Annotated in this window: 14 protein-coding genes; 12 read left to right on the forward strand and 2 right to left on the reverse strand. The window is 71.0% G+C overall.

The window, feature by feature from the left end; all coding sequences use genetic code 11:
• Positions 1-13 precede the first annotated feature (13 nt).
• Positions 14-772: an SseB family protein gene (locus NUH29_RS07200; protein ID WP_258798354.1), complete on the forward strand. Its 759-nt coding sequence runs from the start codon at positions 14-16 to the stop codon at positions 770-772.
• On the opposite strand, the gene NUH29_RS07205 is transcribed toward NUH29_RS07200, so the two are convergent.
• On the reverse strand, positions 765-1,127 hold the full coding sequence (locus NUH29_RS07205; protein WP_258798355.1) for a DUF1844 domain-containing protein: 363 nt from the start codon (positions 1,125-1,127) through the stop codon (positions 765-767). The two genes, NUH29_RS07200 and NUH29_RS07205, sit on opposite strands and share 8 nt — an antisense overlap.
• 225 nt (positions 1,128-1,352) lie before the next feature.
• Here NUH29_RS07205 and infC point away from each other — a divergent pair, with 225 nt between their 5' ends.
• From infC to NUH29_RS07225, 4 genes are all read left to right on the forward strand, one after another.
• Positions 1,353-2,000 carry a translation initiation factor IF-3 gene (gene infC, locus NUH29_RS07210; protein ID WP_258798356.1) on the forward strand — a complete coding sequence of 216 codons (648 nt, stop codon included), beginning with the start codon at positions 1,353-1,355 and terminating at the stop codon, positions 1,998-2,000.
• Complete coding sequence (gene rpmI, locus NUH29_RS07215; RefSeq protein WP_258798357.1) at positions 2,000-2,194, forward strand: 50S ribosomal protein L35; 195 nt, start codon at positions 2,000-2,002, stop codon at positions 2,192-2,194. The genes infC and rpmI overlap by 1 nt, the downstream gene beginning before the upstream one ends.
• A 30-nt stretch (positions 2,195-2,224) precedes the next feature.
• A complete protein-coding gene (gene rplT / locus NUH29_RS07220; protein WP_258798358.1) occupies positions 2,225-2,611 on the forward strand; it encodes a 50S ribosomal protein L20 in 387 nt (128 codons plus the stop codon).
• An 80-nt stretch (positions 2,612-2,691) separates the two neighbouring features.
• Positions 2,692-3,486, forward strand: coding sequence for a TrmH family RNA methyltransferase (locus NUH29_RS07225; protein WP_258798359.1), 795 nt, complete (start codon positions 2,692-2,694; stop codon positions 3,484-3,486).
• Between the two features lie 17 nt (positions 3,487-3,503).
• On the opposite strand, the gene NUH29_RS07230 is transcribed toward NUH29_RS07225, so the two are convergent.
• The gene (locus NUH29_RS07230) at positions 3,504-4,682 is read right to left on the reverse strand and encodes an IPT/TIG domain-containing protein (RefSeq protein ID WP_258798360.1); all 1,179 of its coding nucleotides are present in this window, start codon (positions 4,680-4,682) and stop codon (positions 3,504-3,506) included.
• 165 nt (positions 4,683-4,847) lie between these two features.
• Here NUH29_RS07230 and NUH29_RS07235 point away from each other — a divergent pair, with 165 nt between their 5' ends.
• The 7 genes from NUH29_RS07235 (at position 4,848) to NUH29_RS07265 (ending at position 13,197) form a co-directional block, all read left to right on the forward strand.
• Entirely contained in the window at positions 4,848-5,585 is a 738-nt protein-coding gene (locus tag NUH29_RS07235; protein WP_258798361.1) for an amino acid ABC transporter ATP-binding protein, read from the forward strand.
• 76 nt (positions 5,586-5,661) lie between these two features.
• On the forward strand, positions 5,662-6,540 hold the full coding sequence (locus tag NUH29_RS07240; protein WP_258798362.1) for a glutamate ABC transporter substrate-binding protein: 879 nt from the start codon (positions 5,662-5,664) through the stop codon (positions 6,538-6,540).
• A gap of 85 nt (positions 6,541-6,625) precedes the next feature.
• Entirely contained in the window at positions 6,626-7,273 is a 648-nt protein-coding gene (locus NUH29_RS07245) for an amino acid ABC transporter permease (RefSeq protein ID WP_258798363.1), read from the forward strand.
• Complete coding sequence (locus tag NUH29_RS07250; RefSeq protein ID WP_258798364.1) at positions 7,270-8,202, forward strand: amino acid ABC transporter permease; 933 nt, start codon at positions 7,270-7,272, stop codon at positions 8,200-8,202. Before NUH29_RS07245 ends, NUH29_RS07250 begins: the two co-directional genes overlap by 4 nt.
• Before the next feature lie 37 nt (positions 8,203-8,239).
• Positions 8,240-9,274 (forward strand): phenylalanine--tRNA ligase subunit alpha, encoded by a 1,035-nt coding sequence (gene pheS / locus NUH29_RS07255; protein ID WP_258798365.1) that lies wholly within the window; start codon positions 8,240-8,242, stop codon positions 9,272-9,274.
• Positions 9,274-11,760, forward strand: coding sequence for a phenylalanine--tRNA ligase subunit beta (pheT, locus tag NUH29_RS07260; protein ID WP_258798366.1), 2,487 nt, complete (start codon positions 9,274-9,276; stop codon positions 11,758-11,760). Before pheS ends, pheT begins: the two co-directional genes overlap by 1 nt.
• Before the next feature lie 57 nt (positions 11,761-11,817).
• Positions 11,818-13,197, forward strand: a complete 1,380-nt coding sequence (locus NUH29_RS07265) for a DUF2252 domain-containing protein (protein WP_258798367.1) — start codon at positions 11,818-11,820, stop codon at positions 13,195-13,197.
• Positions 13,198-13,214 lie beyond the last annotated feature (17 nt).

A 13,214-nucleotide genomic window follows, 5' to 3' on the forward strand; every position in this document is an offset into this window, starting at 1 on the left:
CGAGGCGGCGCGGATGGATCACCGGCACGCCGACAGCGCCGGCATCCCGTTCGAGGGGCGGCGGTTCCACGAGAACCCGGCCGCATCCGATGACGGTTCGGCTCCGGAGCGACTGATCGAGGCGATCCGGCGGCTGCGCGCGGGCGAGCTCGGCATCCAGGATGTCGTCGCGGTGCTCCACGAGGAGCGCCTGCTCGTGCCGCTCGTCGCCGAGGCGGGCGACGAGGGCATCGGACCGCACGGTCAGCGGGTCGACAAGACGCAGGAGCTCTCGATCGTCACGGTCGCCGGCCCCGACGGCCGCGAGGTGCTGCCGGCGTTCAGCTCGGTCGACGCCATGGCCCGCTGGAATCCGGGTGCGCGCCCCATCCCCATCCAGGCGAGCCGGATCGCGCTGGCGGCGGCCGCCGAGGGCACGCCGCTCGTCGTCGTCGACCCCGGCTCCGACACCCAGACCGCCGTGCGGGGGCCCGCCTTCCGCGCGCTCGCGACGGGCGAGCCGTGGACGCCGGCGTTCGAGGATCCGGAGGTCGCCGGTGCGTTCGGCGACTCGATCGCCCACGAGGCGGGGGTCGCCTCGCTCGGTCTCGCCCCCGGGGATCCGGACTCCCGTCTCGCCGGGCCGGAGGTCGTCGTGGTGCTCGGCGTCTCGGCGGAGCTCGCCGAGCCCGAGCGGCGCGCGCTGCTCGCCCGGCTCCAGCAGCGCTGGTCGGCGCACGAGCTCATCGCGTCCCGCGTCGACTCGATCGCGGTGCGCGTCACCGTCAGCTGACGGGACCCGTCCACTTCTCGCCCGGCCCCTTGCCGTGCTCGTCGGGGAACGGCGAGGCCTCTCGGAACGCGAGTTGGATGGAGCGCAGCCCGTCGCGCAGCGCGCGGGCGTGGTGGTCGCCGAGCGCGGGCGCGGATGCCGTGATGAGCCCGGCGAGGGCGTCGATGAGCTTGCGCGCCTCGTCGAGGTCGAGCTGCTGCTCGGGATCGTCGGCGAGCCCCACCTTGACGGCGGCGGCGCTCAGCAGGTGCACCGCGACCGTGTTGATCACCTCGACCGCGGGGACGTCCGCGATGTCGCGGATCTCGTCGTCGACGCCGGGCGTCTCGACGGCGGGGGGCTGCTCTGCGCTCACGGGGATTCCTCTGCTATCCTTATGCGGGCTCCGGGGCCATCTCCCCGGAAACGCAAGTGGAGAAATCCCACCCGCCGACCGCCTCTTCAGGTTATCGGGTTCGAGTTGGTAGTCCGTCCGCACCCGTGAGGGGTGGGCGGATGGCGCACTCCGCCGAATGTGCCTTTCGAGGTGCGGCCGGTTGCACGGGTGCGGATCTCTTCACGTGCGTGCCTGCAGAAACGAGTGAAGGAGACCCGCATCAGCGATCCCAGAACCAACGACCGTATCCGCGTCCCCGAGGTCCGCCTCGTGGGTCCTGGCGGAGAGCAGGTCGGAGTCGTGCGCATCGAGGACGCCCTGCGTCTCGCGCAGGAGGCCGATCTGGATCTGGTCGAGGTGGCGCCGAACTCCAAGCCGCCCGTGGTGAAGATCATGGACTACGGCAAGTTCAAGTACGAGCAGGCCCAGAAGCTCAAGGAGGCTCGGCGCAATCAGGCGAACACGATCCTCAAGGAGGTCCGGTTCCGTCTGAAGATCGACAAGCACGACTACGAGACCAAGCGCAAGCGCGCGGAGGGCTTCCTCCAGGCCGGGGACAAGGTGAAGGCCATGATCCTGTTCCGCGGTCGTGAGCAGTCCCGCCCCGAGCAGGGTGTCCGACTGCTCCAGCGCTTCGCCGAGGATGTCGCGGAGTTCGGAACGGTCGAGTCCAACCCCACGATCGACGGTCGCAACATGGTCATGATCATCGGCCCCCTGAAGTCGAAGGTCGATGCGAAGGCCGAGGCCAACGCCAAGCGCGCGGCGAACCGAGCGCGCCCCCAGAGCCCGACGGATTCCGACGGATCCGCCGACAACGCGGCAGCTGCCGACAAGACAGAGGAAGAGTAATGCCCAAGCAGAAGACGCACTCCGGTGCGAAGAAGCGCTTCAAGATCACCGGAAGCGGCAAGGTCAAGAAGCAGGGCGCGGGTATGCGCCACAACTTCGAGCACAAGTCGTCGCGCGTGACGCGTCGTCTCAACCAGGACGTGGTCCTGGCTCCGCAGGACGCCAAGGTCATCAAGGGCCTCCTGGGCAAGTAAGCCCGGACGAGTACAGAAGGATTTCGAGAAATGGCACGTGTCAAGAGGGCGGTCAACGCCGCCAAGAAGCGTCGCACCACGCTCGAGCGCGCCGAGGGCTACCGCGGCCAGCGCTCGCGTCTCTACCGCAAGGCGAAGGAGCAGGTCACCCACTCGCTCGTCTACGCCTACCGCGACCGTCACGCGAAGAAGGGCGAGTTCCGTCGCCTGTGGATCCAGCGCATCAACGCGGCTGCCCGCGCGAACGGCATCACCTACAACCGCCTCATCCAGGGCCTCGGCCTCGCGGGCATCGAGGTCGACCGTCGCATCCTCGCCGACCTCGCGGTGAACGAGCCGGCGACCTTCGCGGGTCTCGTGGAGGCGGCGAAGGCCGCCCTCCCGAAGGACGTGAACGCTCCGAAGACCGCCGCGTAACCCGCGGGTCTTCCGTCGTTTCCTCAGAAGTCGGTGCGCGCCTCCGGGCGCGCACCGACTTCGTTTTCTACCATCGGCATGTGATCGACAATCCGCGTTCCCCGCGCGTGCGCGCCGTGGCGAAGCTCGCCAAGCGCAGCGCCCGCGAGGAGACCGGCCTGTTCCTCGTGGAGGGGCCGCAGGCTCTGCGCGAGGCTCTGACCTTCCACCCCGAGCTGATCGTCGACGTGTTCGCCGCGAAGGGCGTCTTCGAGCGGCATCCGGAACTGGGTCGCGGCCTCTCGGCGGCCGGTATCGAGCCGGAGCGCGTGTCGGATGCGGTGCTCGAGGCGATGGCCGACACGGTCACCCCGCAGGGGGTGGTCGCGGTGGCGCGCCAGTTCCCGGTGACCATCAAGGACCTGTTGGCGCGGGGTGCGAAGCTCGTCGCGATCCTCGAGGAGGTGCGCGATCCGGGCAACGCGGGCACCATCATCCGCGCCGCCGATGCTGCGGGCGCCGACGGCGTCATCCTCACCGGCAAGAGCGTCGACGCCTACAACCCGAAGGTCGTGCGCTCGACCACCGGTTCGATCTTCCACCTGCCTCTCGCGCAGGGCGGCACGCTCGAGCACGCGTTGGACCTCGTGCGCGGTGCCGGGATGCGGGTGCTGGCGGCCGACATCTCGGGCGACGAACTGCCGACGCTGCGCGAGCAGCTGCCCGCGCCCACGGCCTGGCTGTTCGGCAACGAGGCGCACGGCCTCAGCGAGGAGCAGCTCGCGCTCGCCGACCGCGCGGTGCGGGTGCCGATCTACGGTCACGCCGAGTCGATGAACCTCGCGACGGCCGCCTCGGTGTGCCTGTACCAGTCCGCGTTCGCCCAGCGCTCCTGAGCCTGCAGACGTCCGAACTACCTCAGGTACAGGAACTTCGCGAGGAGCGCCTTCGGCGAGGTGCCGGCGGCCGTGGTCACCATCACCTCGACGAGCCTCGGGGAGGCGACGCGGGGTGCGGTCGCGCGCAGCGTGGTGGGCGAGACGTACGTCACCGCCGTCGCCGGCACACCTCCGAAAGCGACCGTCGCGGTCGGCGTGAACCCGGTGCCGGTGATCGTGACGACGGTGCCGCCCGCGCGGAGACCGACGGCGGGGGAGGTACGGGCGACCGTCGGCGGCGCGGACGGCGCCTGGCTCACCGTGACGACGGCCGTTCCGGTGCCGAAGTAGAAGCCACCCACCTGGATCAGGAAGCTCTCTCCGGCTGAGGCCGGGAAGGTGGTGATCGCCGCCTGGGTTCCCGGGTACCCGTCGACGGGCGAACCGATGGGCGGGCAGGCGACAGGAGCAGACAGATCCTGGTCGCGGTATACCGCGAAGGTCACGCGGAAGTCGGATCCCGTGAGGTCCACGGTGACCGGCCCCGTTACGGGAGCCGTGACCCGGAACCACACGTCGTTCATGATCGCGCCGTCCTCGGGCTGGCATCCGTACGGTTCGACCAACTCATCGTCCGTGCCGTATGTCCACTGAGACGTGGTCGAGGGGACCGCCAGCGGCGTGGCCGTCTGCGGGGTGGTGTTCGAGATCGCCGGAAGGCTGCCGAGGAAGAGGGTGGCCTCGTCGAGTGGCGGGGCGCCCGCGAGTGAGCCGACCTGGATGACGAACTGCTCGCCGGCCGACGCGTGGAAGAAGAAGTTACTGCGGTCGTGACTGTCGGCGCAGGTGATCGACTCGAGCGAGCCGCCCACCCTCCGGAAGACGTGGGCGGAGGCAGACGGCTCGCCCTGGTAGTCGGTGATGGCGCCGTGGACGGTCTGCGTGGACGTCGAGGTGAACGAGTACCACACGCTCGCGTCGGTGGGGTAGAAGTAGCTGCTGAGATCGGGGTCGTACTCCACGCATGTGGTCGGCTCGCCCGCCTCCACTGTGGCTCCGGTGAGATCCGCCACGGTCCAGCCGAGGGTGATCGGAGCGGCGTCGGCCAGGTCGTCGTTGACCGGGGTGGCCGACGCCGCTCCCGCGGGGAGGATCGTGAGACCGACGGCCAGCAGGGTGCCGACGGCGAGGGCGATGCGTCGCTGGGAGGGCATGGTCAGAACTCCTCGAGAGGGCGGTCATGACCGGGACACATCCGCGTGATGGCCCCCATTGTGGGGGTTCGGCGTCGATCGGGTCAAGGTCGGCCAGGTTTCCATGCGGTAACGGCTGCCCTCCGCGCGTTGACCCCCTCTCAGGGGGCATGACAGGGTGAAGTGATGGAACCTCTCGTCGAGATCGACCACGTCGACAAGCACTTCGGCGAGCTCCATGTGCTGAAAGACATCACCACCACGGTCGACCGCGGCGAGGTCGTGATCGTGATCGGACCGTCGGGCTCGGGCAAGTCGACGCTCTGCCGCACCATCAACCGCCTCGAGACGATCGACTCCGGCGAGATCCGCATCGACGGCACGCCGCTCCCGTCCGAAGGGCGCGACCTCGCCCGGCTGCGGGCGGATGTGGGCATGGTGTTCCAGTCGTTCAACCTGTTCGCGCACAAGACGGTGCTGCAGAACGTGACCCTCGGGCCGATCCGCGTGCGCGGGCTGTCGCGGCGGGACGCCGAGGCGCGGGCCATGGAGCTGCTCGAGCGCGTCGGCGTCGCCGACCAGGCGACCAAGCTGCCGGCCCAGCTCTCGGGTGGCCAGCAGCAGCGCGTGGCGATCGCCCGGGCCCTCGCGATGGAGCCCAAGCTCATGCTCTTCGACGAGCCCACCTCGGCCCTCGACCCCGAGATGATCAACGAGGTGCTCGACGTGATGACCGAGCTCGCCCACGACGGCATGACCATGATCGTCGTCACCCACGAGATGGGCTTCGCGCGCAAGGTCGCGAACCGCGTGCTGTTCATGGCCGACGGTGCGATCGTCGAGGAGGGCACCCCGGAGGACTTCTTCACCCATCCGCGCACCGATCGCGCGAAGGATTTCCTCGGCAAGGTGCTGACCCACTGAGTCGAGTCCGAGCCGCTTACCCACCTATCCGCGTCGACCCCGAGGCGCACCGAGAGAGAAAGAGGCAGAGACAGAGATGAGACTCACGAAGTCGTTCAGCATCGCCGCCCTCGCCGTCGCGAGTGCGCTCGTGCTGGCCGGATGTTCGGACTCTGAGGCGCCGGGCGGGGAGCCCACCGTCGAGGAGACCCCGGAGTTCGAGGCCGGCACCACGATGGCGGCGCTCGCGGATGCGGGAAGCATCACCATCGGCACCAAGTTCGACCAGCCGCTGTTCGGACTGGTCGGCCCCGACGGCACCCCCGAGGGGTTCGACGTCGAGATCGGCAAGATCATCGCCGGAAAGCTCGGCATCGCCCCGGAGGACATCGAGTGGGTCGAGACCGTGTCGAAGAACCGCGAGCCCTTCATCCAGGCGGGCCAGGTCGACATCGTCGTCGCGACGTACACGATCAACGACACCCGCAAGGAGGTCGTCTCGTTCGCCGGGCCGTACTACACGGCCGGTCAGGACATCCTGGTGCCCGCGGGCAACCCGGACGGCATCACCGGCATCGAGGATCTCGCGGGCAAGACCGTGTGCTCCGTGTCGGGTTCGACCTCCGAGAAGAACCTGCAGGACGCGGGGGTGACGGTGCTGCCGGCCAACGGCTACAGCGACTGCCTCGAGCCCCTGCGCAACGGCGCGGTCGTCGCGGTGTCGACCGACAACGTGATCCTCGCGGGCCTCGCCGCCCAGAACGAGGGCGAGTTCGAGGTGGTCGGCAACCCGTTCACCTCCGAGCCGTACGGCATCGGTCTGGCGCTCGAGGACGACACGTTCCGCGACTGGATCAACGACGTGCTCGAGGAGTCGTACGCCGACGGCAGCTGGGCAGCGGCCTGGGAGAAGACCGCGGGCACCGTGCTCGCGACGCCCGAGCCGCCGGCCGTCGACCGCTACACGCGGTCCTGACACCGCGGATGCGGCGCCCGCCGAGAACGCGGGCGCCGCATCCGTCACCCCGGCCCCACGGGCCCGAGAGCCGCGAAGGAGGAGTGTGGACGCCGTCCTCGAGAACCTGCCGACGTTCCTGCGCGGCTTCGGTGTCACGATCGCGCTGCTCGGGATCGCGGGCGCGGGCGCACTCGTGATCGGCACGCTCGTCGCGGCGATGCGGATCTCGCCGGTGGGCTCGCTGCGAGGTTTCGCGGTCGTGTACACCGAGATCCTGCGCAACACGCCGCTCACGCTCGTGCTGTTCTTCTGCGCGTTCATCCTCCCGTACCTCGGGGTGCGCATCGACTTCTTCGTGCTGGCCGCGATCGGCCTGACGGCCTACACCTCGCCCTTCGTCGCCGAGGCGGTGCGTTCGGGCGTCAACGGAGTACCGGTCGGGCAGGCGGAGGCGGCCCGCTCGATCGGCCTCGGCTTCGGTCAGACCCTCGGCCTCGTCGTGATGCCGCAGGCCATCCGCATGGTGATCCCGCCGCTCATCAACGTGCTCATCGCGCTCACCAAGAACACCTCCGTCGCGGGGGCGTTCTTCGTGAAGGAGCTGTTCGCCTCCGCCCAGGACGTGATCAACGTGCGCGGCGACCAGGTGTTCGCAATCCTCATGGCGGTCGCCGTCTTCTACCTCGTCATCACGGTGACGCTCGGCCGGATCGCCGCCGTCGTCGAGAAGCGCGTGGCGGTGCTGCGATGACGAACGTGCTCTACGACACCCCGGGCCCTCGCGCCCGGCGGCTCTCGCGCATCGCCTCGATCGTCGGCGTCGTGGTGATCGCGATCGGGCTCGTCGCCCTCATCGCCGCGCTCGCGGCACCGCGCATCACCGCCGCGGGGGCTGAGCTGCCCGGCGTCTTCGACCCCAGCCGCTGGGACATCCTCGGCGATCGTGCGGTCTGGCGTCGGATCGGCGCGGGCCTCCTCAACACCCTGCAGATGGCGGGTGCCGGCGCCGTCGGCGCGGTCGTGCTCGGCATCCTGCTGTCGTTCCTGCGCACCGCTCGCAGCCCGTGGATCCGCTACCCGGTGGTCGTGGTGCTCGAGTTCCTGCGCGGCATGCCCGTGCTGCTCATGATGCTGTTCACGCTGCTGATCTTCTCGACCGGCGCCTACTGGGCGGGCGTCACCGGTCTCGTGCTCTACAACGGCGCGATCATCGGCGAGGCGCTGCGCGCGGGCATCGCCTCCCTGCCGCGCGGTCAGCGGGAGGCCGGCCTCGCGATCGGTCTGGGGCCGGTGCGCACCCGGTTGCTCATCGAGTTCCCGCAGGCGTTCCGGCAGATGCTGCCGATCATCATCGCCCAGCTGGTGGTGCTGCTGAAGGACACCTCGCTCGCCTACGCGATCGGCTACAACGAGCTGCTGCGCACGACCACCAACCAGATGGTCAACTACTACGGCAGCCGCTACCTGTTCACCCTGTTCTTCGTGACCTTCGCGATCTACCTGACGATGAACCTGCTGCTCTCGTGGATCGCCCGGGTCGTCGCGCGGCGCACCGACGCGGGACGGATACCGAAGGGCTCGACGCCGTTCTCGCGGCGGGCGGAGAAGCGCGCCGCGGCGCGTCGGGAGCGCGCCCTCGACCGCGCGGGTCTCGAGGCGGGCGGCGGCGCGGACGCCTGACCGGCCAGCCCCGCGCGCGCCGATAGACTCGATCCTCGTGTCGAACCCCATCACCGAGCAGGCTGTCGCCGACGCCGTGACCGCGGCGCTCGCCGCGATCGATGCGGCGCGCGATTCGGCCGACCTCAAGGCCGCCCGCGCCGCGCACGCCGGAGAGACCTCCCCGCTCGCCCAGCTGAACGGCGCGATCCGCGAGCTGCCCGGCGACCAGAAGGCCGCCGCCGGCAAGCTCGTCGGCCAGGCCCGCGGCCAGGTGACCCAGGCGCTCGCGGCTGCCGAGGAGCGCATCCTCGTCGCCGAGGAGCAGGCGCGTCTCGCCGCCGAGGCGGTCGACGTGACCGCCGTGGCGAGCCGCTGGACGGCGGGCGCCCGGCATCCGCTGTCGCTGCTCATGGAGGAGATGAGCGACCTCTTCATCGCGATGGGCTGGGAGATCGGCGAGGGCCCCGAGCTCGAGCACGAGTGGTTCAACTTCGACGCCCTCAACTTCGACGAGGACCACCCGGCCCGCGCCATGCAGGACACCTTCTTCGTGGAGCCGGCCGAGCGCCACCTCGTGATGCGCACCCACACGAGCCCGGTGCAGATCCGCTCGCTGCTGGCACGCCCGCTGCCGGTCTACGTCGCCGCCGTGGGACGCGTCTACCGCACCGACGAGCTCGACGCGACCCACACCCCCGTCTTCCACCAGATCGAGGGCATCGCGATCGACAAGGGCCTCACCATGGCGCACCTTCGCGGCACCCTCGAGCACCTCGCCCGGGCGATGTTCGGCGAGGGCGCGCAGATCCGCCTGCGCCCCAACTACTTCCCGTTCACCGAGCCGAGCGCCGAGATGGACGTCTGGCAGCCGAACGCCAAGGGAGGCGCGCGCTGGGTGGAGTGGGGCGGCTGCGGCATGGTGAACCCGAACGTGCTGCGCTCCGCGGGCATCGACCCCGAGGAGTACCAGGGCTTCGCCTTCGGCATGGGCATCGAGCGCACGCTGCAGTTCCGCAACGACATGAACGACATGCGCGACATGGTCGAGGGCGACATCCGCTTCTCGCAGCAGTTCGGGATGGTGGTGTGATGCGCGTCCCGATCAGCTGGCTGGGGAAGTGGACCGATCTTCCGGAGGACGTGACCCTCGAGCACCTGCACGCGGCGCTCGTGAAGGTGGGACTCGAGGAGGAGGACACCCACGGGTTCCCGCTCACCGGGCCGATCGTCGTCGGCCGGGTGCTCTCGGTCGAGCCGGAGCCGCAGTCGAACGGCAAGACCGTCAACTGGTGCCAGGTCGACGTGGGAGAGAGTGAGCCGCGCGGGATCGTGTGCGGTGCGCACAACTTCTCCGCCGGAGACAAGGTCGTGGTGACCCTGCCGGGCGCCGTGCTGCCCGGCCCGTTCCCGATCGCCGCGCGCAAGACCTACGGACATGTCTCGGACGGCATGATCGCCTCCGCGCGCGAGCTCGGCATGGGCGACGAGCACGACGGCATCCTGCGGCTCGCCGAGCTCGGCCTCGATCCCGCGCCCGGCACGGATGCGATCGAACTGCTGGGCCTCGACGACGCCGCCGTCGAGGTGAACGTCACGCCCGATCGCGGCTACGCGTTCTCGATCCGCGGCATCGCGCGCGAGTACTCCCACTCGACGGGTGCGGCGTTCCGCGACCCGGCCGCCGCGATCGCGGCGCCGCCGGTCGCCGGCTACCCGCTCGCGATCACGGATGCGGCACCCGTGCGCGGCAACGACGGCTGCTCGGTCTTCTCGGTGCGCGTCGTGCGCGGCATCGACCCGTCGCGCCCCACGCCGCCCTGGATGGCATCCCGTCTGCGGCTCGCCGGCATGCGCTCGGTGTCGCTCGCGGTCGACATCTCCAACTACGTGATGCTCGAGCTCGGCGCTCCGAACCACGCCTACGACCTCGGCAAGGTCGACGCCGGCGGCCTCGTCGTGCGTCGTGCCACGGCGGGGGAGCCGCTCGAGACCCTCGACGGCAAGGCCCGCACCCTCGACGCCGCCGACCTCGTGGTCGCCGACGCGCAGCGCGTGCTCGGTCTCGCCGGCGTCATGGGCGGCGCGTTCAGCGAGCTCGGAGACGACACCCGCGATGTGCTCATCGAGGCGGCGATCTGGGATCCGGTGACGGTCGCCCGCTCCGTGCGGCGCCACAAGCTCCCGAGCGAGGCCGCGAAGCGCTACGAGCGCGGCGTCGACCCGACCCTCGCCCCGCTCGCCACCGCGCGCGTCGCCGAACTGCTCGTCGAGCTGGCCGGCGGCACGGTCGACGAGGGCCTCGGCGCCCTGTACGACGCCTCGACGCCGCTCGCGCCCGTGCGCCTGCCCCTCGACCGCGCGGCATCCGTGATCGGCGTGCCGTACACCCGCGACGAGGTGATCGGCACGCTCCGGCTCATCGGCGCGACCGTCGAGCTCGACGGCGACATCGCGACCGTCACCCCGCCGTCGTGGCGCCCCGACCTGATCGACGACGTCTCGCTCGTCGAGGAGGTCGCCCGCATCACGGGCTACGACCGCATCCCCGCCGAGCTGCCGATCGCCCCCGCGGGTCGCGGTCTGACGCGCGCCCAGTCCGCACGGCGTCGGGTCGCGCAGACGCTCGCCGCCGCCGGCTCGACCGAGGTGCTCGCGTACCCGTTCGTCGCGGATGCCGTGGCCGAGCGCTACGCGCCGGGCGCCGCGTCGGTGCGCCTGCAGAACGCGCTCGACCCGAACGTCTCGCTGCTGCGTCGCACCCTGCTGCCGGGTCTCGCCGAGATCGCGCACCGCAATCTGTCGCGCGGCCTCACCGACCTCGCGCTGTTCGAGATCGGCACGGTGTTCCTGCCCGAGTCGGGCGTCGCCTACGGCACCGACTTCATCCCGCTGGGCGCCGCGCGTCCCGGAGACGACACCCTCGCCCGGCTGGGAGCAGGCATCCCGCCGCAGGCGCGCCACGTCGCGGGCCTGTTCCTCGGCGAGGTGACGCCCAAGCAGCCGGGCTCCGCCGCGGTCGCGTCGGGGCTCGCCGACGCGCTCGACGCCGCCCGGCAGGTGGGCCTCGCGCTCGGCCTCGAGATCCGCGCGGTGCAGGGCGCGCACCCGGCGCTCCACCCCGGTCGTACCGCCGAGCTGCGCGTGGGCGACGCCGTCGTCGGCGTCGCGGGGGAGCTGCTCCCGTCGCTCGCCGCCGAGTCCGACCTGCCGCGTGTGGTGGCGGTGTACGAGCTCGATCTCGACCTGCTCGTGGAGCTGGGTGCATACGACCGCCAGGCGACGCCCATCGGCACGCTGCCCGCCGCCACCCAGGATCTCTCGCTCGTGGTCGCGGACACGGTCGCCGCCGGGGACGTGCAGGACGCGGTCGCCGCGGGGGCGGGAGAGCTGCTCGAGCACATCCGCCTGGTCGACGACTACCGCGGGCCGGGGGTCGCGGAGGGCGCCAAGTCGCTCACCTTCGCGCTGCGCTTCCGGGCCGCCGACCGCACCCTCACGGCCGCCGAGGCCACCGAGGCGAAGCTCGCCGGCCTCGCCCGGGCCGCCGAGCTCTTCGACGCGACGCTCCGCGAGTAGCGGCCGCCGCATCCGGGGGCTCGCCCGGCGGGTCGGGGCGCTAGATTCGGCGTCACCATGACTCTCGACCAGCTCGGCGACCTCGACATGCACGATGCCTCCGCACTCCGTGAAGCCGGTCGGGCGCGTCGGGCGGCCGTGCCCCGCGCGGCGCACGCCGAGTACCTGCCGCGCGGCGACCGCGACCCGCTCGGCATCATCGAGGCGCAGAACGACGACCGGCTGCCGCAACTGCTCGCCCTGCGCACCGAGCGGATGCGCGAGAGCGCCTTCGCCTTCTATCGCGGCACCGCGGCGCTCCAGGCCGCCGACCTGGCCGCCGACCCCGTCAGCGGTGCCCACGTCGTGATCTCGGGCGACGCGCACCTGTCGAACTTCGGCTTCTACCGCTCGCCGCAACGCACCCTCGTCTTCGACATGAACGACTTCGACGAGGCGGCGGTGGCGCCGTGGGAGTGGGACGTCAAGCGCCTCGTCGCGAGCGTCGTCCTCGCGGCCCGGGCCCGAGGCGCCTCGGCGGCCGACGCCGAGCGCGCCGCCGTCGCGACCGCCGCCGCCTACCGGGCGGGGATCCGCGAGTTCGATGCGCTCCCGGCGATCGAGCGCTACTACCGACGGGTCGACCTCGACGCGGGCGGCACGGTGCCGCCGAGCCTGCGCGGCGTCGTACGGGATGCGCGACGGGCGGCCGAACGGCGCACCTCCTCGCGGGTGATCGCCCGCACCACCGAGCTCGCCGCCGACGGGCGACGCCGTTTCCGCGAGCAGCCTCCGGTCATGACCCACGTCGAGGACGAGCTGCGCGATGTCGTCGAGCGCCTGTTCGACGAGTATCTGAGCACCGTCCGCGCCGATGTGGCGCTGCTGTTTAGCCACTACCGCATCGACGACCTCGTCCGTCGGGCCGTCGGCGTCGGGAGCGTCGGCACGCGCTGCTACATCCTGGCGCTGTCCGACGCCGACGGGAAGCCGCTCGTCATGCAGGTCAAGCAGGCCGGCGCCGCGGTCGCGTACGCGTACGGCGGCATGCCAGGGGAGCAGCTGCCGGGGATGCGCGAAGGCCGGGCGATCGCCGACCACGGCTTCCGCGTGGTGAGCGGGCAACGCATCCTCCAGGCGGTCTCCGACCCCTTCCTCGGTCACCTCGAGAACGGGGGACGGGCCTTCTACGTGCGGCAGTTCCGCGACGGCAACTCCTCGGTCGAGGTGGAGTCGCTCGATGGCGACGGCTTCGTCTGGTACGCGCGGATCTGCGCGTGGGTGCTGGCGCGCGGGCACGCCCAGAGCCCCGCGTTGCCGTACATCGCCGGCTATCTCGGGCGCGGCGACCCGTTCGATCGGGCGGTGGGCCGCTGGGCCGCCGCCTACGCCGACCAGGCGGAGGCGGATCACGCCGCCTTCGACGAGGCCGCTCGCGAGGGTCGATTCCCCTGCTAGTGTCATCCGCATGGGTC

The sequence above is a fragment of the Protaetiibacter mangrovi genome (assembly GCF_024752305.1).
GTDB classification, from domain to species: domain Bacteria; phylum Actinomycetota; class Actinomycetes; order Actinomycetales; family Microbacteriaceae; genus Homoserinibacter; species Homoserinibacter mangrovi.